Origin of the sequence: Actinoplanes subglobosus (assembly GCF_042650585.1) — a bacterium.
GTDB classification, from domain to species: Bacteria; Actinomycetota; Actinomycetes; order Mycobacteriales; family Micromonosporaceae; genus Actinoplanes; species Actinoplanes subglobosus.
The window spans coordinates 37,651-56,683 of the sequence record NZ_JBHSBL010000015.1 but is presented as its reverse complement, the minus strand read 5'-3'; the positions used below and the strand labels follow the sequence as shown (position 1 = coordinate 56,683).

Annotated in this window: 13 protein-coding genes; 5 read left to right on the top strand and 8 right to left on the bottom strand. The window is 72.3% G+C overall.

Translation table 11 applies throughout. From position 1 onward, the window contains the following. Nucleotides 1–12 precede the first annotated feature (12 nt). From ACFO0C_RS14945 to ACFO0C_RS14925, 5 genes are read right to left on the bottom strand one after another with little or no spacing between them, the layout of a single operon-like run. Nucleotides 13–3,006, bottom strand: coding sequence for an AMP-binding protein (locus ACFO0C_RS14945; RefSeq protein WP_378067203.1), 2,994 nt, complete (start codon nt 3,004–3,006; stop codon nt 13–15). Nucleotide 3,007: 1 nt separating this feature from the next. Then, complete coding sequence (locus tag ACFO0C_RS14940; protein WP_378067202.1) at nt 3,008–3,718, bottom strand: hypothetical protein; 711 nt, start codon at nt 3,716–3,718, stop codon at nt 3,008–3,010. Further along, entirely contained in the window at nt 3,715–3,909 is a 195-nt protein-coding gene (locus ACFO0C_RS14935) for an MbtH family protein (RefSeq protein ID WP_378067201.1), read from the bottom strand. The genes ACFO0C_RS14940 and ACFO0C_RS14935 overlap by 4 nt, the downstream gene beginning before the upstream one ends. 15 nt (nt 3,910–3,924) lie before the next feature. Next, nucleotides 3,925–5,799 carry an asparagine synthase (glutamine-hydrolyzing) gene (gene asnB, locus ACFO0C_RS14930; RefSeq protein WP_378067200.1) on the bottom strand — a complete coding sequence of 625 codons (1,875 nt, stop codon included), beginning with the start codon at nt 5,797–5,799 and terminating at the stop codon, nt 3,925–3,927. Then, nucleotides 5,799–6,707 carry a zinc-dependent alcohol dehydrogenase gene (locus ACFO0C_RS14925; protein ID WP_378067199.1) on the bottom strand — a complete coding sequence of 303 codons (909 nt, stop codon included), beginning with the start codon at nt 6,705–6,707 and terminating at the stop codon, nt 5,799–5,801. Before ACFO0C_RS14925 ends, asnB begins: the two co-directional genes overlap by 1 nt. A gap of 184 nt (nt 6,708–6,891) precedes the next feature. Here ACFO0C_RS14925 and ACFO0C_RS14920 point away from each other — a divergent pair, with 184 nt between their 5' ends. The 4 genes from ACFO0C_RS14920 to ACFO0C_RS14905 are packed head-to-tail and all read left to right on the top strand — an operon-like array spanning nt 6,892 to nt 11,172. Then, nucleotides 6,892–8,646, top strand: coding sequence for a non-ribosomal peptide synthetase (locus ACFO0C_RS14920; RefSeq protein WP_378067198.1), 1,755 nt, complete (start codon nt 6,892–6,894; stop codon nt 8,644–8,646). Next, a complete protein-coding gene (locus tag ACFO0C_RS14915) occupies nt 8,643–9,614 on the top strand; it encodes an ABC transporter ATP-binding protein (protein ID WP_378067197.1) in 972 nt (323 codons plus the stop codon). Before ACFO0C_RS14920 ends, ACFO0C_RS14915 begins: the two co-directional genes overlap by 4 nt. Then, the gene (locus ACFO0C_RS14910; protein ID WP_378067196.1) at nt 9,611–10,384 is read left to right on the top strand and encodes an ABC transporter permease; all 774 of its coding nucleotides are present in this window, start codon (nt 9,611–9,613) and stop codon (nt 10,382–10,384) included. Before ACFO0C_RS14915 ends, ACFO0C_RS14910 begins: the two co-directional genes overlap by 4 nt. Before the next feature lie 2 nt (nt 10,385–10,386). Next, the gene (locus tag ACFO0C_RS14905) at nt 10,387–11,172 is read left to right on the top strand and encodes an ABC transporter permease (RefSeq protein ID WP_378067195.1); all 786 of its coding nucleotides are present in this window, start codon (nt 10,387–10,389) and stop codon (nt 11,170–11,172) included. On the opposite strand, the gene ACFO0C_RS14900 is transcribed toward ACFO0C_RS14905, so the two are convergent. Beyond that, complete coding sequence (locus tag ACFO0C_RS14900; protein ID WP_378067194.1) at nt 11,114–12,634, bottom strand: condensation domain-containing protein; 1,521 nt, start codon at nt 12,632–12,634, stop codon at nt 11,114–11,116. The two genes, ACFO0C_RS14905 and ACFO0C_RS14900, sit on opposite strands and share 59 nt — an antisense overlap. A gap of 30 nt (nt 12,635–12,664) precedes the next feature. Here ACFO0C_RS14900 and ACFO0C_RS14895 point away from each other — a divergent pair, with 30 nt between their 5' ends. Then, complete coding sequence (locus tag ACFO0C_RS14895; protein WP_378067193.1) at nt 12,665–13,504, top strand: hypothetical protein; 840 nt, start codon at nt 12,665–12,667, stop codon at nt 13,502–13,504. On the opposite strand, the gene ACFO0C_RS14890 is transcribed toward ACFO0C_RS14895, so the two are convergent. Then, the gene (locus ACFO0C_RS14890) at nt 13,486–16,191 is read right to left on the bottom strand and encodes a helix-turn-helix transcriptional regulator (protein ID WP_378067192.1); all 2,706 of its coding nucleotides are present in this window, start codon (nt 16,189–16,191) and stop codon (nt 13,486–13,488) included. The two genes, ACFO0C_RS14895 and ACFO0C_RS14890, sit on opposite strands and share 19 nt — an antisense overlap. 47 nt (nt 16,192–16,238) lie before the next feature. Next, the gene (locus ACFO0C_RS14885) at nt 16,239–18,971 is read right to left on the bottom strand and encodes a helix-turn-helix transcriptional regulator (RefSeq protein ID WP_378067191.1); all 2,733 of its coding nucleotides are present in this window, start codon (nt 18,969–18,971) and stop codon (nt 16,239–16,241) included. Nucleotides 18,972–19,033 lie beyond the last annotated feature (62 nt).

Here is a 19,033-nt window from a genome sequence, read left to right as displayed (position 1 = left end):
CGCCGGTCGGCGTCAGCACCACCGCTTGAGGAGCCGGCCGACGACGTCCGCCGGGTACAGGCCGTCGTCGAAGACCAGACGGAAAGCGGTCGACGGACCGTCGCCCTCGACGGTGGCCATGAACGGGAACTGGCCGACGCCGGGGGCGACGAACCGCAGACGGCTCGTCGCCGGCCCGATCCGGACGGCCCTGCCCTCCTGCCGCTCGGCACCGAAGGTGACCATCGGAGCCCGGGGGGCGGGCGGCAGGAACCGGGCGATCGACGAGAACGCGACCTGCCGGTGGGCCAGTGCGGCGGTCAGGGTCTCCTGGACGCCGGCCGCGGTCCGTTCCCACGTGGCCGCGACGGTGAGCCGCAACGGCAACAGCGTGATGTGACAACCCATGCTGCCGTCGACGACGCCGGGCGCCGGGCGGCGGCTGACCACCGTCCCGACGAGAACCTCCTCCGGCGCCCCCACGGACCGGGCCGCGTGCAGGAACGACGCCAGCCGCCCGGCGAACAGCGTGGCTCCGGGGGCACGCCGGAGGGACGCGGATCCCGGCTCTGCCACCAGCCGTGTGAACCTGCCGCTCGGCGCACCACCGGCTCCCTGCAACCAGGTGACGGCGGCGGAGCCGACTCCGGCCAGCGTGCCTGCCCAGTAAGGGAGCGCGGCCGGATCGTCCACCACGACGACCGCGGGCGCCGGGACCGTCACGTCCGGACCGGCCGTGTACCTGGCGGCGACCTCGTCGACGAACGCGTGGAAACCCTCGTCATCGGCGACGTGGTGATGAACGGCGAGGAGGATGCGGTCACCCGCGGGACCGCTGACCAGCGCCGCCCGTACCGGCAGGTCGGTCTCGACCGTGAAGGGCCGGTCGGCGAAGGCCCGCGTCACCGCCTCCCGCTCGACGTCGCCGGTCACCGACATGATCGACAGCTCGGGATCGACATTTTCCAGAAGCCGGATCATCAGCCGCCGCTCCCCCGGGTAGAGCGTCGACCGGAGTTCGTCGTGCGCCTCGACGGTCCCGCGGAGCGCCTCGCGGAGCCTGCCCGCGTCGACCCGCCCGTCCACGTCCAGCGCCACCACGAGGTTGAGCGGCGTGGAACCGTGCGGTCCCATCCCCGCGACCCAGAACTCCTCCTGAACAGCGCTCGCGAACCGCTCGCCGCCCGCCCCGCCGGGCGGGATCGCGGACGTGACGGGCCGCCACCGCCCGGCTTCGAGATCAACGGCGAGATCAGCGACGGTACGGCCACCGAGCAGCCCCTCCACGCCGGGCGTACGGGAGAACTCGGCAGCGAACCGGGCCAGCGCGGACATCGCCTGCAGGGAACTTCCGCCGAGGCCGACGAACGAGTCCCCCGGCCGGACGGGACCACCGCCCAGGACGTCCGCGAGGACACGCGCGATCCGGGCCGTCACATCGTCGGCGCCACCACCGGTCACCGCCAGCGCCGGCCGGCCGGTCAGCACCGTCCGGCCGGTCAGCGCCGTCCGGTCGACCTTGCCGGAGGAGGTCAGCGGCAGGACGTCGACGACCTCGATGCGCGACGGCACGACCGGGGCGGGCAGGTTGTCCGCCAGTGTCCGCCGGACCTCGCCGGTGTCCACCCGGCTCCGCTCCGCGGGCACGAGGAACAGGGTGATCCCGGCGCCCGCGGTGTCACCCGGCACGGCGACGGCCTCCGCCACGGCCGGGACATGCGCCGCCAGGACCTCGATCTCGCCGAGCTCGATGCGCTGACCGGCCACCTTGACCTGCCGGTCGGCGCGACCCAGGAACCGGAGCCGGCCGTCCTGGACACGGGCGAGGTCGCCGGTACGGTAGCCCCAGCGCCCGCCGAGCGCGGGAAGCGGGCCGAACCGCCCGGTGTCGGCGGGTGACGCGCCGAGGTAACCGATCCCGACGGGCACCCCGGCGACGCAGATCTCGCCCTCCGCGCCGTCGGGCACCACCTCGTCGCCGTCCAGCAGCGCGATGTCGCAGTTGTCGACCGGGAGCCCCATCGGCGGAACCCGGGGCCAGTGCCCGGCCGGGCCGGACAACGTCTCGTGGGTGACCACGTGCGTCTCGGTCGGCCCGTACTGGTTGACCAGCACGACCTCCGGATGACACCGCCGGATGAATCCCTCCACCGCCGGCGTGACCAGCGGCTGCTCACCGGCGGTGATGATCTCGCAAAGCGCCGGCAGCCGGCGCCCGGTCGCCGCCGCCCACCCGGCGAGCGAGCCCAGGGCGGCGAACGGCAGGAACACCCGGGCGACGTCGAGGTCCGCACAGACCGCGATGATCGCCTCGGGGTCACGGCGCCGGTCGGCGTCGAGGACGACGAGTTCACCCCCGGTGGCCCAGGTGCTCATCATCTCCTGCACCGAGACGTCGAAGGTCGACGGCGCGAACTGCAGCGTGCGGCTCCCCGGGCCGGCCACGGAGGTCCGGGTCTGCCACGACACCAGGTTGGCCAGGCTCGCCCCGGGCATCACGACGCCCTTCGGCGTCCCGGTCGAACCGGACGTGAACAGCACGTAGGCGGCCCGGCCGGGACGGTGTGCCACGCCGGTCACCGGCTCGACGGCGGTGACCGCGGGGTCGTCCAGCGCGATCGTCTCGGCCGGCTCCCAGGACTCCGCCGCGCCGCCGGCGACGAGCACGATCCGGGCGCCACCCACCGTCGCCATCAGCTGACGGCGCCGCAGCGGCAGGGCCGGGTCGATCGGCAGGTACGCGCCACCGGCGCACAGCACGGCCAGGGCGGCGACGGCACTGTCGAGGCCGGGCCGGAGGTGCACGGCGACGGCTTCACCGGCCCGCAGCCCCCGGCGGTGCAGCACGGCGGCGAGACGGGCCGCCCGGTCGACGAGCTCGCGGTAGGTCAGCAGGTCACGGCCGTGCCTGACGGCGATCGACGCCGGATGGGCGGCAGCCGTACGCTCGACCAGTTGACAGGCGGAGAAGGGCACGTCACGCCGCGGGCCGCGCAGGATCGAGGTGCCGCTCGACGCTCCGGGCATGTCAGGCGCCGGCCGCCAGCGGAGTGGCCGCGTCCAACCAGCCCAGCACGTGGTCACGGGCGGCCGGGCTGCTCGTCAGGCTCGCGACGGGATCGGCCACCCGGGCCGGGTGACGGCCCGACGGCAGCGGCCAGTGCCGGGCCAGGTCGTGATCGGCCGACACCAGGTGCCAGGCGTGCGGGTGGTCGGCCGTGAGACTCGACGCGGCCATCACGTGCGAGATCCAGCCGATGTGGCGGCCCGCCAGGTCGTGCGCGACGGCACTGAGAAGTTCGTCGTCGCTGGTGCCGCCCAGCACCGCGTGGGCCCGCTCGACCAGGAAATCGTTGCGGTCCTCGGGCGATTGCCGGCGCAGATCCGCGACCGTCGTGTCGTCACCACGACCGAGCTGGTCGAGGGCTTCCGCGAGCGCCGCGTCGACCGCGTCCGGGCCACCGAGAGTGGCGTTGATCAGCGCCAGCCGGGGCGAGTCCACCGCGGCCGCGAACTCGACGCCGATCGGCGCGGCCAGGCAGTAGGCGACGACCGCCGTCACCGAGGAGGCCTCCGCGCCCAGACGGTCACGCAGCCGGTAGACGTACTCCCGCCCGGAGGTCTCTCTCGGTTGTTCCTCGGCCAGCAGATAGCGCACCCGGTGGCCGGCGTCCTCCAGCCGCAGATCGGACACCGGCGGCTGGTCGCGGCGGCCGGGGAAGTCCAGCACGACGATCATCGGGCTCCCTCCCCGACCGGGACGGGCACGGGCCAGACCCGGCTGATGTGGGCCAGGCAGTCGGCCTTGGTCCCGCGGTGTGCGGCGGTGTCCCAGCCGGCCGGCACGGACCGGTCCGCCGGCCAGATCGAATACTGACCGGCGCTGTTCCGCACGACCTCGTAGATCCGGCCGTCGTCGTCATCGAACATGCGGGCGACTCCCTTTCAAGCCGTCGGCGCCAGGCGGTCCTGGAGAACGGCGATGGACACCACGAAGCAGAGGACCGGGTCGTAGGCCTTGCGCTGAGCGGCCGGCATGCCCGGCAGCCGGGTCAGCAGGGCACGGACCCGGGCCGGGTCGAAGACCGGCTGGCCGCCGAACGACCGGGACGTCACCAGATCGTGGGCCATCGCCAGGAACGCCGGGCCGATCGGCGGGCCGAGGAAGGGATGCTTCTCGCGCCGCACCAGTTCCCCGGGCAGCCGGTCACGCATCGCCTCGCGCAGCACCCATTTCTCGACACCGTCGCGGATCTTCAGGTGCAGGGGCAGCCGCCGGAGCCGGTCCACCAGGAGGTGGTCGAGGAACGGGACCCGCCCCTCCACACCGTGGCTGGTCTCCAGGCCGTCGCCGAGCGCCCGCAGGATGTAGCCCTCCAGGGCGAGCCTGGTCCACAGATAGGCGGACTGCTCGACCCGGCCGCGCCCGGCCAGCCGCGCCGAGATGTCGAAGCCGGCCAGCAGCGCTTTCCCGGCGTCGTGGTCGCGGACCCGGGCCAGCCAGTCGTCACGGGCGAGCTCGCGGACACGCCTGCCGAAGACGGCTTTGGCCGCGATCCACGTCGGCACGAAACCGAGGGTCGCGGCGATCGACGCGGTGGAGACGCCCTCACCGTCGGGCAGCATCAGTCCCGCTGAGGCGGTGTTGGTGGAGGTCAGCGCGCCGACTCCACCGGCCAGATCGGCGCGCAGGTGGGCGTACCCGAAAAAGATCTCGTCGGCGCCCTCCCCGGTGAGGGCCACCGTGAAGCCCGCGTCCCGCATCGCCCGGCTCAGCCGGAATTTGGCTGCCGCATGGATGTTGATGCACGCGCTCTCGGCATGGGCCACCGCGTCCGGGAAAGACTCCGCGACGTCGCGGTCCCGGACCGGAACCCGGTGCAGGTCGGCGCCGAGGTGACGGGCGACCGTCCCGGCCATGGCGAGCTCGTTGTAGTCGCCGTCGTCCTCGAAGGCCACGGTGAACGCGTGCAACGGCCCGCCGAGCGTCGCCGCCGAGGCCAGGACCGCGGCGGAGTCGATGCCGCCGGAGAGCTGGAAGGCGTAGGGGACGTCGGACTCGAGCCGGATCCGGACCGCCTCGTCGAACAGCTCCAGAACCTCGGCCGCCGCGTCGCCGTGGTCGGCACCGGTCTGATCGGCACGGGGATAGTCCAGCTCCCAGTAGGGCCGGATCGTGGTCCGCCCGTCCACGGCGTGCAGGGTGTGCCCGGCCGGAAGCACGTTGACGCCCGCGAACAGGGTGGCGTCGGGCGGCGTGTACTGGAACGCGGTCGCCTGGGTCAGCGCCTCGTGGTCCCAGGCGGAGGGCAGACCCAGACGGTGCAGCGCGCACACTTGTGAGGCGATCAGCAGGGATCCGTCGTGGGCCGCCCACAGCAGCGGCTTGACGCCGAGCCGGTCGCGCGCGGCGAACACCGACCGTGCCCCGGCATCCCACACCACCAGGGCGAACTCTCCGCGGAGACGATCGACCAGTCCGGGACCCCACTCCTCCCACGCGTGGACGACCACCTCGCTGTCCGACCGGGACCGGAAGCGGTGACCACGCGTGACGAGCTCACCGCGCAGCCCGTCGATGTCGTAGAGCTCCCCGTTGACCGCCGCGACGACGCGCCCGTCCTCGTTGCTCATCGGCTGCACACCACCGGCGACGTCCCGGATCGCGAGCCTGGTGTGGCCGACCGCCACCATCCGGTCGGCGGAGACCCAGAGACCGGATCCGTCCGGGCCGCGGTGCGACAGCGAGCGCACCGCCGCCTCCAGACGGGCCGGATCCAGCGGTACGCCATACGACAACGCCGCGACCAGCCCGCACACTATGAGCTCCGGCCCGTCGGCGTCAGGAAGACCTTCGGCCCGTACGGCTGGTCCAGACTCATCGCCAGCGCCTCGTCGAACCGCTCGATCGGCAGGATCTCACCGAACAGGTCGTCGACGTCCATCGCACCGACGAGATCGACCGCGTCGTCGAACGACCCGTACGACACGGCGGCGAACAGGATGTCGTTGCGGACAGCGCGACCGACGTCGAGGCTCACCGGCTCGGCCGGGCGGCTCTTCAGCACCACGACACCGCCCGGGCGCACCAGGTGCACCGCCTCGGCGAGCGCCGCGCTGTTACCGGCCGACTCGACGACGAAGTCGTATCCCCCGTCACCGGACCCCGGCCGCTCGCAGTGGTCGATCCGGAAGCCGTGGGCACGCAACACCCGCACGGTCAGATCGGCGATGCGCCCGGCGCCCACGACCGCACCGCGCTGGTCGGGCCGGATCGGCGCACCGAGGACGGCGATGGTCGCCGCCATCGGCTCGACCAGAGCGACCCGCCGCAGCGGCAGACCGGCCGGCACCCGCACCAGGACCGCCTCGGGAACGACCATCTCGTCGGCGAACGCACCGTCGACCTCGACCCCGATCATCACCGGCTGCGCGCACCGGGCCTGATCGGCGCAGGCCTTGCAGGCTCCGCACGGGAGCAACGGCATCACCGAGACGTGGTCACCGGCGGAGAAGGCGCTCGCGCCGTCGGCCTCCTCGACGACACCGGCCAGCTCGTGGCCGAGGATCCGGGGACCGCCCAGGGGCAGCAGACCGGTCGCGGCGTAGACGTCGGTCCGGCAGATGGCCGCCAGGAGCACGCGCACCCGGACCCAGCCCGGCGGCCGGACCGGCGAGGGCACATCGATGACCGAACTCGTGCCACCGTCATGGACGACTGCTCGCATTTGTCCCCCTGTCGGCGAACCCTACCGGACCATGCGCGACACCATCATGTCTACAGTGGACATCGATGGCAATCGTAACCCATAGGGTGACGGGAACCTTGACAACAGGACGAACGCCGCACGACTATACGACTCTGATCGAGGCAGGGGAATGTGTGGTCGAGGCCGGAAGATGGGGCTGTGAATGCTGACCGCTGACGGTCCGGTCGCCGGTTCTCCACCTGTCAGCCTGCACGGTCTGATCGCCGCGCGAGCCGCGACGCATCCACAGGCGACAGCCGTCGAGCACCATGGCGTGACACGGACCTATCGGGAGCTCGACGACGAGTCGACCGCCTTCGCGAAGAGGCTGTACGCGCGTGGCGTGCGCCCCGGTGACGTCGTGGCGATCTGTGGCCGGCGCAGCCCGGAGCGGGTCGTGGCCGTCCTCGGCACACTGAAGGCCGGAGCGGCGTTCCTGCCCCTCGACCCGGCCTTCCCGGTCGAGCGCCTCCACCTCATGCTGACCCGGGTGGCCGCGCGCATCGTGGTCGGTGACAGCGCCGGGATCGCCCGGCTCGCGGGTGTCGTCCCGGCGTACACCTACGACGGGCTCGGCCCGGCACCGGCAGCGGCCGGCACCCTCCCGGCGGTGGACGACCCCGATTCGCTGGCGTACGTCATCTTCACCTCCGGTTCGACCGGCCAGCCCAAGGGTGTCGCCCTCACCCACCGGGGCCTGGACAACGTCATCGCGGGCCATCGGGCGATCCTCGCGCTCGGCCCCGACGACCGCGTGCTCCAGTTCGCGCCGTTCAGCTTCGACGGCGTCGTCTTCGAGACGGCGCTCGCGTTCGGCGCCGGCGCGACCCTGATCCTCGCCGAGGACGACGAGCTGCTGCCCGGCGACCCGCTCGCCGGCACCATCGCACGCTGCCGCGTCACCTACCTGGGCGCGCCGCCGTCCACGCTCGCCGTCACACCGGATCCCGGCGTGGTCCCGCTCGCCACCCTGCTCACCGCGGGCGAGCAGTGCCCGCCGCACGTGGCCGCCCGATGGCGGCGGCCGGGTCGCCGGTTCTTCAACGCCTACGGGCCGACCGAGACGACCATCTGGGCGACCATGGAACTCATCGAGTCCGACGAGGCGCCGGCGATCGGGTACGCCTACGACGGTGTCCGGGCCCATGTCCTCGACGACGCGCTGCACCCCGTCGAGGCCGGTGCCGTCGGCGAGATCTTCATCGGTGGCGTCCAGGTCGCCCGCGGGTACATCGGCGAACCGGCGCTCACCGCCGAGCGTTTCGTCCCCGACCCGTTCGGCGACGGCGACCGTCTCTACCGGACCGGTGACCTCGCCAGCGTCGCCGCCGACGGGCGCATCACCTTCCTCGGCCGCACCGACGACCAGCTCAAGGTCCGCGGGCACCGGATCGAGCCGGGCGAGATCGAGTGGCGTGTGGCGGCCCTGCCCGGGGTACGGGACGCGGCCGTGGCCGCCGTCGACGTCCACGGCACCACCCGGCTCGCGGCCTTCTACGTCGCGGACTCCGGCATCGACGTGGCCGCCGCCCGTGCCGCCTTCCGCGCCGAGATGCCGGACTGGATGGTCCCGGCGACCTTCACCAGGGTCGACGAGCTGCCCCGCGGCACCAGCGGCAAGGTCGACCGGCAGGCCCTGGCCACCGCACAGGTCGCCGCCGGCACCGGCCCACCGGCCGGGCGACCCGCCGCCGACCTGGTGGAACAGCTGTGCCGGATCGGTGCCGGCATCCTCCTGGTCGACCGCGTCGGACCCGACGACGACTTCTTCGACATCGGCGGCAACTCGCTGCTGGCCGCCCATTTCGTGGTTCGCCTCAACAGCGAACTCGGCCACAAGGTGCCACTCTCCACGGTCTTCGACCGGCGCACCATGCGCGCCATGGCGGACACCCTGAAAGACAGGACGCACGCATGACCGCCATCGAGGTCGATGGGATCTCCCGGACCTTCGAACTGCGATCCGGTGCCTTCGGCCGCCGCCGTCAGGTGGTCACCGCGGTCGACTCCGTCAGTTTCCAGGTCCAGCGCGGCGAGCTCTTCGGCCTGCTCGGCCCGAACGGTGCGGGCAAGACGACCACGATCAAGATGCTGATCAGTCTGCTCCTGCCGACCGGTGGTGGCGCCCGGGTCCTCGGCTTCGACGTGGTCGGGCAGGCGAAGGACGTACGCCGCAACATCGGCTATGTCTTCGGTGGCGACCGAGGGCTCTACTCGCGGCTTTCCGCGATGGACAACCTCAAATACTTCGCCGAGCTGTACGCCGTACCCCATCGCATTCGCGACAGACGCATCGCCGAGCTGCTGGCCGTGGTCGGCCTGGAAGGCCGCGAGCAGGAACGGGTCGAGGGCTACTCCCGCGGGATGCGGCAGCGGCTGCACATCGCCCGCGGCATGCTGCACTCCCCCGCCGTGCTGTTCCTGGACGAGCCGAGCATCGGCATCGACCCGGTCGGTGCCCGCGAACTGCGCAACACCGTCAAACGGCTGGTCGAGACGGGTACGACGGTCCTGTTGACCACGCACTACATGTTCGAGGCCGACGAGCTGTGCGATCGCATCGCGGTCATCAACCACGGCCGGCTGGTGGTCGAGGGCACGCCCGGCCAGCTCAAGTCGCGGGCCGGCAGCAGCGGCATCCTCGAGGTGGAGGTCTTCGGCGCGGTGCCGGTCGGTGCGACGGAGAAGATCGCCGCGCTGCCGGAGGTGCACCGGGTCGGTGTCGAGGACCGGGACGGGAGCCAGTTGCTGACCATCGGTACCGCCAAGGGCGCCGACCTGGAAGCCGATGTGCTGGCCTGCCTGGACGGGGCACCCGTCGCACGGATCCACACCCGGCCCCCGACGCTGGAGGACGCGTACGTCGAGATCATCGAGGCGTCGTGAGCGTTCTCCGCGTGGTGGCTCTCGGCTGGTGGCTGCACCTGAAGATGCGCAGCCGGTCGGCGTTCGACGGTGTGCTGCAGCTGCTGTGGCCGCTGTTCTTCGGCACGACGGTGTTCCTGCTGTTCCAGGCCGGGTCGATGGACGAGACGACGATGCTGTCCGCGGCGATCGGCGCCGGGGTGATGGGCGTCTGGTCGGCCACCAGCACCACCGCCGCGTTCGCCCTCTCCCAGGAGCGCAGCCAGGGAACCCTGGAACTCCTGGTCGCCTCGCCGAGCCCGCTGACCGCCGTCATCCTTCCGATCACCCTGTCGATGGCGACGATCGGGGCTTACAGCCTGGGCGCGACGATGCTGTGGGGCTGGCTCGCCTTCGACATCGACGTGACGATCGCCGATCCCGTCACGTTCGCCGTCGCCGTGGTGGCGACCGTGATCGGTGTCGGGATGCTCGGCTTCATCCTCGCGCTCAGCACCGTCCGCTATCGGGCCGCGTGGGCGCTCGGCGCGGCACTCGAACTTCCCGTCTGGCTGGTGTGCGGGCTGCTCGTACCGCTCTCCGAGCTGCCCGGCTGGGTGCACCCGATCTCGTGGTTGCTCGCGCCGACCTGGGGAATGGAGGCCTTGCGGTCCGCTGCGCTGGGTCGGGAGGCCGCACCGGCGCTCGCCGCCTGCTTCGGGCTCGCGGCGGCGTACGGTGCCATCGGGGTCCTGCTCTCCGGCCACCTTCTCCGATCCGCCCGTATCCACGCGAGTTTGGCTCTCCGTTGACCATGAACGCGGCACGCATCCTCTTCGTCGGCGGCCTGATGAGCTACCGGGCCCTCTTCACGTGGCTCCGGCCGTGGATCCTGATCCCGAGCTTCATCGTCTCGCCGCTGTTCCAGATCCTGTTCTTCGCCTACCTCGGCCGTACCGCCGGCATCGCCGACGACATGTTCTTCATCATCGGCAACGCGATCCAGTACGCGGCCCTGCCGTGCCTGTTCGCCATGGGCAGCACCATCAACGGTGAACGGCAGGAGGCGACCCTGGAACTGCTGCTCGCCTCACCGGCCCCGCGCGTGCCGCTCTTCCTCGGGCGGGCGCTGCCGGTGATCCTCAACGGCTTCTGCGTCTCGATCTTCGCGATCGCCGCCGGGAGCGCCCTGCTCGGGGTGCGGATACCGGGCGATGCGGTGGGACCGCTGGCGCTGGCCGTCGGTGTGTCGGCCTTCTCCTGCACCGGGCTCGGCATGTTCACCGCCGCCCTGGCGTTGCGGATCCGGGAGACGGCCGTGCTCGGCAACATCCTGTTCGGTGTGCTGCTCATCTTCGCCGGCGTGAACGTGCCGCTCGAACTGCTTCCGGAATGGATGTCGTCGATCTCGGCGTGGCTGCCGCTGACCCATGGCATCGAGGCGGCCCGGCATCTCGCGGCCGGAGCCCCGCTCGGTGAGATCGGCGGGGACCTGCTGGTCGAGGCCGGCATCGGGCTTCTCTATCTGGCCGTCGGCCTGGTCACGCTGGCGTTGCTGGAGCGGTCGAGCCGGCGCGCGGCGACGCTGGACCGGCACTGAGCAGGTGGCGCGCGACGTCCCGCTCCGCCTCGGCCAGAGGCTCGTCACCCCGCTCGACGATCCATGCGAGTGAGCACGCGTATGCCCGCAGGAGCCGGTCGGTGGACTCCTCGTCGAACACGGCGTCGCTCGCCGTCACACGAGCCCCGCATCCCTGGACACCGTCGGTGACGAGCATGCTGAAGACGACGTATCCACCGTAGCCGCCGTCAGCGATCTCGGTGCAGGTGATGTCCTGGAGCGACAGGGCGCCCGCGATGTCCTCGCCGAGGAAGTCGAAGTACACCTGCGGCTGCCGCGGTGCCCCGAGGTAGCTGTCGGGCCGGACGGTCTTGATGATCTCGCCCCACGGCAGGGCGTTCTCGATCGCGGTGAGGTACGCCTCGCGGGTGGCTCGCAGGAGGTCGCTCGTGGAGGCGGCGCCGGTCGACCATCGGGTACGGACCGCGACGAGACTGGAGATCCATCCGATGGTGTCGGCGAATGCCGGGTCGTCACGGTTGCTCACCGGCGTGGCGACCACGTGATCGTGGTGGCCGGTCATCGCGGCCAGGGTGAGGTTGAGGGCCGCCAGGCACACGACGTGACGCATCGCCTGGTCACCGATGGCCGTGGAAAGGCCGCGGTGCCGTTCGATGAACCTCGTGTCCGCACGGGCCGGGAAGTCCGCCGGCAGGACCGCCGGCCATTCGTCAAGGAGGCAGTCACCGAGATGGTCACGCCAGAACGCGCGGTGACGCTCCATCTCACCGGGTGCTTCGAGGCGCGCCCGCTGCCTTTCGATGAACTCGCCGAACTGCGCCGGAGGATCAGTGGCCGCAATCGATGCGGGAGCGTTGTAGAAGCGGCTGATGTCACCGAGGAGGATGCCCGTGGAGTAAGCGTCCCCGACGATGTGGTCGAGTTCTATCAGAAGCAGCCAGGAAAGCTCGCCGGTCCGCATCAGCCGGACACCGAATACCACTCCGCGCGCACGGTCGAAATGGTGTCCGTCGAAGTCTTCCCCATCATCGCAGTACGAGAAAACCTCGCCGTCGATCTCGGCGACGGCACGGCCCGGAACCCCGAGATCGTCGATGAACAACCTCATCCGCAGTGCTTCGTGCCGCTGGGCCACGGCTCGGACGGCACGGCCGAGCCGATCGACGTCGACGGCGCCCCGGAGACGGTAGGTCAGGCTGATCCGCCAGCCGGGTGAGCTCGTCACGGCGTCACGGAACAGGCGTCGCTCCTGATCGAACGACACGCGGCCGCCTCGGCCGGGAACGGTGACGCCGGCGGCGGGAGACTGCACCCGCTCGTCGATCAATCGCGCCAGATCCACGGCGCCCGGATTTCCGAGGACATCCGCCAGCGTTATCCGCTTGCCGGTGGACCGGGACAGTTCGACCGCTGTCAGGGCCGCACTCAACGAAGTACCGCCGAGGTGAAAGAAGTCGTCGTCGCCGTTGACCGTCGGCACGTCCAGAACGGATGACCCGTCGTCACCGGCGTGGCGCTGCCGCGATCGCCCGGCTCATGGCACTACGCCGAGTCACCGGTGACCGTCCAGGTCGGTGGTGCGCCGCTGCACGCCTGTGCCGGGTTCGAGCAGGCCGGGTTCGGCTCCGTGGTGGTGTCGGTGGTCGGCGGTCTCGCGACGCCCGGCGGCGACCTCGGACCCGATGGTCTGGGCGCGTACCTGTTGTCCGAGCTCGACCGGCGTGGGCAGCGGCATGACGTCGAGGTCGGCACCGGCTGCCGCACCGGGCGGGTCGTGCTCCTGTACCCGCACGACGGCGGACGGGTGATGGTGGCGGACGCGGCGGGCATCGCCGCGATGTCACCCGGGCACGTCGACGCGTCGATCCGGCGCGCGGCCGCGAGTCACCGGCACGTCGTCGGATCGATCAGTGGGTACCTGTATTTCAACGACGCCGCCGATCGGATCCGGCGGGCCGCGGTGTCGGCGTTGCGGGAGACCGGCGGCCTTCTGTGGGTCGACGTGGTGCCGCACGACCTCTACACGGTGCTGACCTTCGACGAGTTCCGGGCCGCCGTCACCGGCCTGCACTTCCTCTCCATGGACGAGGAGACCTGCGGCGGATTCGCGGCCAAGGCGGGCGTCACCGAGACCGAACTGCTCGCCGACCTGCGGGAACTCGGCATCATCGTCTTCCTCGACCGCCAGGGCCGAGTGGACCGGATCGGCGGCCGGGAGGACCGGTCGGTGGTTCACCGGCCGGATGCCGAACGCACGCCGGGCGCCACGGACGTCACGATCGCCGGGGAGATCGCACGCCAGGCAGCGGATCTGCTCGGCCTGCGCGTGCTTCAACCGCCGAGGGCCTGAGCGAGCCTACGGCGCGAGGTGATGCCCAGCTTCCGGAACACCTTGGTCAGGTGGTATTCGACGGTCGACGTGCTGAGGAACAGCCGCGCCGCGATCTCGCTGTTCGTCGCCCCACCGGCGGCCAGGCTCGCCACCTGTCTCTCCTGGGCGGTGAGAAGGCCCTGACCGGCCCGGTCGCCGATCCGCAGAGGATTCTCCCCGGTCGCCGCCAACTCCACCCGGGCACGCTCGGCGAACGCTTCGGCACCCATCCGGGAGAACATGTCGTACGCCGTCCGCAGCTCCACCCGGGCATCCCCGCGACGCCGGCACCGCCGCAGCCATTCCCCGTACAGCAGATGGGCCCGGGCCAGCTCGGTCGCCACCTGAGTCCGGCCGAGCTGCTCGATCGCCTCCCGGTAGAGCGGTTCGGCGTGCGAGTCGTCGGCCATCAACGCCCGGCAGCGGGCGAGCAGCCCCCATCCCCACGGGGTGTCGCTGACCGGCACCCGCTCCTCCAGCCGGGCGAGCGCTGCCTTGGCCGCCCGGTGATCACCGCCGCGGACCCCGGCCTCGACGATCTCGTGCAGGGACCGCACGGCGGCACCGGGCCAGTCGCGGTCCACCCAGGGGAGCAGGCAGGCCAGCGCCTCCTGGTAGCGGCCCAGGGCGATCTCCAGCACCGCCACACAACCCTGCACGTGGTCGTCGAATCCGATGCCCGGCTCGGCCGCCACCGCCCGGATCTGTTCCTCCCGCCCGGTCCAGGCGAGCCACTCGATGCGCTGGATGCCCATCCGGTGCGCGTGCCCGACCACGGCGGCGAGTTCGGTCAGTTCGTCGTGCAGCGCCCCGGCCGCGGCGAACCGGCCGGCCCGCAGCTCCCACACCGCGCCCACCATGATCGTGGTCTGGAGCGTGCCGAGGGCTCCGGTGGCCCGGTCGCGGGCTTCGAGCCGTTTCCACGCCTGCCGGCCGGCCTCGTCGTCCCACAGCTCGTCGGCCGCATACCGGCTGACCACGGCGAGCGGCAACACCTCCCGCTCCACGTTGTCGTCACTGGCCAGGGCGGTCAGCGCGGCCCTCAGCAACGGTACGGCCGGGCGGTAGCCGACAGCGACACGGTTGGCGTAGCCGTACAGGAAGAGGTCGCTGCATGTCGGGTTTTCCGGTAATCCGATGGGGGACGTCAGCACCTGGCGGGACAGCTCGGGCAGCGGCACCGCGGTGACCCGGTGGTCGGTGAACAGCACGGCCTGGAGCGCCTCGAACATCATCTTCCGGGCCAGGCTGTCGTCGAGCCCGGCGATCGACCGGGCCGCTTCCAGCAGGGTGGCGGGCGTGCGGGCGAACCGGTCGGAGTACATCTCGACGGTCGCCCGGGTCTGCCGCGCGACGGCCCGCAGCACCGGTTCGTCGAGCCCGCGTTCGGCCCGTTCGAGCATCTCGTGGGCGGCGCCGGGATCTCCGAGGACCAGATGCGCGCGGGCCGCCGCGACCAGACGGGCGGCTTGCGTGCGCGGATCGGGGCTGAGGTCCGCGGCCCGGGACAGGAAGGCGGCGCGGGCGGCGTGCCCACCGCGGACCGACGCGCGGTCGGCTGCCTCCACCAGTTCGGTGGCCACCTGTTCGTCGAGGCCGATGGTCGCTTCGGCGCGGTGCCAGGCACGGCGGTCCACGTCGAGGACCGGATCGCACACCGCGGCGAGGGCCGCGTGGACGCGTCGGCGGGCGGCGGGGTCGGCGCCCCGGTAGACGGCCGAGCGGATCAGCGGGTGCCGGAAGTCGAGACCGGCGGTCAGGACTCCGGCGGCCAGTGCCGGGTCGGCCCGGTCGGCGGCGACGCCGAGGTGACCGGCGGCCCGCCAGAGCAGGACCTGATCTCCCGGAGGCGTGGCCGACAGGATCAGCAGCAGCGTCTGCGTCTGCTCCGGCAGCGACCGGACCTGCCGCAGGAAATGGTTCTCCAGCAGGGCACCGACCGGTAGCGGATCGGGCAGCGGAGCGATCCCGGTCAGTTGCTCGGCGGTGAGGTTCTGCGCGAGTTCGACCAGGGCCAGCGGGTTGCCGCCGGTGCCGGCGACGATGGCGGCGGCGACGGTGCCGTCGAGGTGTCCGGTGGTGCCGGCCGCGAGCAGGGTTCCGGCGTCGTCACCGGGCAGCCCGGGCACGGTCAGGACGGGGAGACCGTCGACGGCGGTGGTTCCGTAGGGGCGGGTGGCGAACAGCAGGCCGATGGATTCGGCGTGCAGGCGGCGTGCCACGAAGGCGAGCACCTCGGCCGATTCCCGGTCCAGCCAGTGCGCGTCGTCGATCACGCACAGCAGTGGCTGCGGTGTGGCGGCTTCGGCGAGCAGGGTGAGCGCGGCCATGCTGACCAGGTACCGGTCGGCGGTGACTCCGGCGAGCCGGCCGAACGCGGTGTGCAGGGCGTCGCGCTGCGGGGGCGGGAGGGTGTCCACCGCGGACAGCCAGGGGCGCAGCAGCCGGTGCAGGGCCGCGAACCCGAGGACTCTCTCCGATTCGACGCCGGAGATCCGTACGACGCGGATGTCCTCGCGGTCCTCGACGGCTCGGTCGAGGAGGGTGGTCTTGCCGGTTCCGGCTTCGCCGACGAGGACCAGGGTGCCACTGTGTCCTTCCCGGACACCGGCCACCAGGCCGTTGAGGACCCGCTGCTCGTCGACGCGGCCGATGAAGGGGATCACCTGTCCAGCAGATCACCCGAAGTGTCCGGATCACCTGGGGTCGGACCCTAGTCGTCGCCCCTGGGGTCACGGCCGCGCAACGCCTCGGCGAGCAGTCGCCGCGACGAGATGCCCAGCTTGGCGTAGATGTTGGACAGGTGGTACTCGACGGTCTTCTGGCTGACGTACAGCTCGGCGGCGGCCTCCTGGTTGGTGCGGCCGCTCGCGATCACGTAGGCCACCGACTTCTCCCGCTCGGTCAGCGTCACCGCCGGTGACCGGCCGGAGTCGTCGCCGGCCACGGTCAGCCCACCGGCGGCCAGGTCCTGCTCGCACCGGGCCAGGAACGGCGCGGCCCGCAGCGCGGTGAACCCGCGGTGGGCCGCGATGAGCAGGCTAGCGGCGTCGCGCCGGGACCCGGTGGCCAGCAGCAGCCTGCCGCAGGCGTGTTCCAGCACGGCCCGGTAGAGCGGCGCGGTGTCGGCGTCCGGTTCGGTGGCCAGCGCCGCCCGGTAGACGGCGACGGCGTCGTCCGGCCGTCCTTGCGCTTCGGCGAGTTGCCCGGCGAGGCGTGCGACGACGTCACGCAGGTAGCCGGTCCCGTCGTGGGCCTCCCGCAGCTCGTCCAGCACGGTCGCGGCGTCGTCGGCCCGGCCGGTTCCGATCAGTGCCTCGACCAGCAGGGACTGCTGCCACAGGGCGAACGGCGTGAACCGGGGGCGGAGGTCGTCGAGCAGCGGCCGCAGCGCCCGGTGTATCCCGGCGTGGTCGGCCCGAGCCTGCGCCACGGTCGCCGCGGCCAGCGACGAGTAGACGATCTCGGGCGGTGATCCGAGGGTCCGCACCAGCCGGGACAGGTCGTCGAGTCGTTCGCCGGCACGGTCCCATTCGCCGCGGCCGGCCTCGACGCAGACGGCCGCGAACCGCGCCGCCGAGTCGAAGATCAGATGGTCGTGGGCGACCGCGACGGCCTGGGCGCGGTCGGCGGCGGCTTCGCTCTCGTCCCACTCCCCGGCCAGGTAGTGCACCACCGACTGCAGGGCCAGGGTGGCGGCGGCGAGCTTGGACCCGGCACCCTGCTGGTCGCGCAGCGCGACGGTCCACAGGTCGGCGCGGGCCCGGGCGATCTCGCCGAGGAACAGCCGCATCACCCCACGGGTGGCCAGGCTGTCGAGCCCGTCGTCGCGGACCTCGGAGCTGGCCTCCGGCAGGTGGGTGAGGTCGCCGAGAGCGGCCCGCGGACCCAGGTGCCACATCCGGCCGGTGGCCAGCAGCGCCCGGGTGAGGTCGGTGGTGGCCGGGTCGAGACCGCCGGCGGTCAGGGTCCGGCGGGCGATCTCGGTGGTCTCCGCGCCCCGGCCGGTCCAGATCATGATCTGGGCCAGGAACATGCCGGCCAGCCCGGCGATCCAGCCGGAACCGGGCGAGCCGGCGGCGTCCCGCCAGGCCCGGGTCAGGTTCTCCTCGGCGGTCGGGATCCGGCCGCCCATCAGGTCCAAGATGCCCAGCACGCAGCTGCGCAGCGGGCCGTCCGCGCAGTCCTCGATCGGCCCGCGCAACGGCGTCACCCGCTCGGGCCGCATGGCCAGCAACGACTGGGCGCAGGACGTCAGCAGCCGCCGCTCCCGGTCCGCACGGCCGGCCGACAGGGAGGCGGCCCAGCTCAGTCGGGTGGCGGCCACGGCGTTGCGCCCGTTCGTGGCCTCGTCCGTCCCGGATCGCTCCAGTTCGGCGGCGAGAACCTCGTCGGTGCTGGTGGCCGCGGCGACCCGGTGCGCCCAGGACGCGGCCGTGCCGACCAGGTGCGCGGCGCCGGCGTGCAGGGTGCGCCGCCGGTCCGGGGCGAGGCCGTCGTAGATCGCGTCGCGGTGCAGGGCGTGCACCAGCTCGACCGGGCTCTGCGGCTCGTTCGGCCACCACTGTGCGAGCCCGGCGGTCAGGGCCGGCCCGAGCGCGCGGGCCGGATCGGGCACACCGGCGAGCCGGCCGATCGTCGACAGCGGTGTCCGGGCGTCCAGGACAGCAAGCGCTTCGACCAGCTCGCGGGACTCGCCGGGCAGGTGGGCGAGCTGGGTCCCGATGCCGGCGAGCAGGGTGCGGGGCACCGGCCAGCGGTCCACCGAACCGTCGCGCAGCACCTCCGCGGGGACCTCGGCCAGCACGGTCCGGATGTGCAGCGGGTTCCCCCGGGTCCACGCGTGCAGTCGCTCGGTGACGCCGGGCGCGGGTGCGCTGTCGGCGAGAGCCTGCGCGAGCCGGCCGACCTCGCCGGCGTCGAGTCCGCCCAGTTCGAGTCTCGTGGTGCGGTCGGAGGAGCGCAGCAGCCGGTCCAGTGTCTCGGCGGCGGGGCCGGCTTCCGGACGGGTCACCAGGACGGTCAGGACCCGGTCGGCCCACAGCCGGCGCAGGACGAACCCGAGCGCCTGCACCGACAGCCGGTCCGCCCAGTGCAGGTCGTCGACGATCACCGCGACCGGCCGCCCGGCCTGCTGCAACTCGCCGAGAAGCAGCAGCAATCGGCCCCCGGCGACGTGCGGGGCGGCGCCGGCGGCGAAACCGGCCTCCTGGGCGAGTTGTTCGAGCACGCCGTACGGCACATCGCTCTCGGAAGGGTCGGCGACCGCCCGGAGAACCGTGAAGTCCGCCAGCGACCCGGTGAGCCCGCGGACGAGAGCGCTCTTGCCGATCCCGGCCTCGCCCTCGACCACCGCCAGCCACGAATCCCCGGCGCGGACCCGGTCGGCGCAGGTCCGCAGCTGCCCGGACTCCCGCTCCCTGCCGACGAACAGCTCCCGTGTCACCGCCCGACCCTAGGAATCCCCCGGGTTCGGGCGCAAGGCGGTCCCGGGGACTGTGGGGTTTC

Bases quoted from the DNA above. Each gene is read 5' to 3' on its own strand.
- ACFO0C_RS14945 (WP_378067203.1), bottom strand. From the start codon at position 3,006: ATGCCCGGAGCGTCGAGCGGCACCTCGATCCTGCGCGGCCCGCGGCGT.
- ACFO0C_RS14935 (WP_378067201.1), bottom strand. From the start codon at position 3,909: ATGTTCGATGACGACGACGGCCGGATCTACGAGGTCGTGCGGAACAGC.
- ACFO0C_RS14925 (WP_378067199.1), bottom strand. From the start codon at position 6,707: ATGCGAGCAGTCGTCCATGACGGTGGCACGAGTTCGGTCATCGATGTG.
- ACFO0C_RS14905 (WP_378067195.1), top strand. From the start codon at position 10,387: ATGAACGCGGCACGCATCCTCTTCGTCGGCGGCCTGATGAGCTACCGG.
- ACFO0C_RS14915 (WP_378067197.1), top strand. From the start codon at position 8,643: ATGACCGCCATCGAGGTCGATGGGATCTCCCGGACCTTCGAACTGCGA.
- ACFO0C_RS14920 (WP_378067198.1), top strand. From the start codon at position 6,892: ATGCTGACCGCTGACGGTCCGGTCGCCGGTTCTCCACCTGTCAGCCTG.
- ACFO0C_RS14940 (WP_378067202.1), bottom strand. From the start codon at position 3,718: ATGATCGTCGTGCTGGACTTCCCCGGCCGCCGCGACCAGCCGCCGGTG.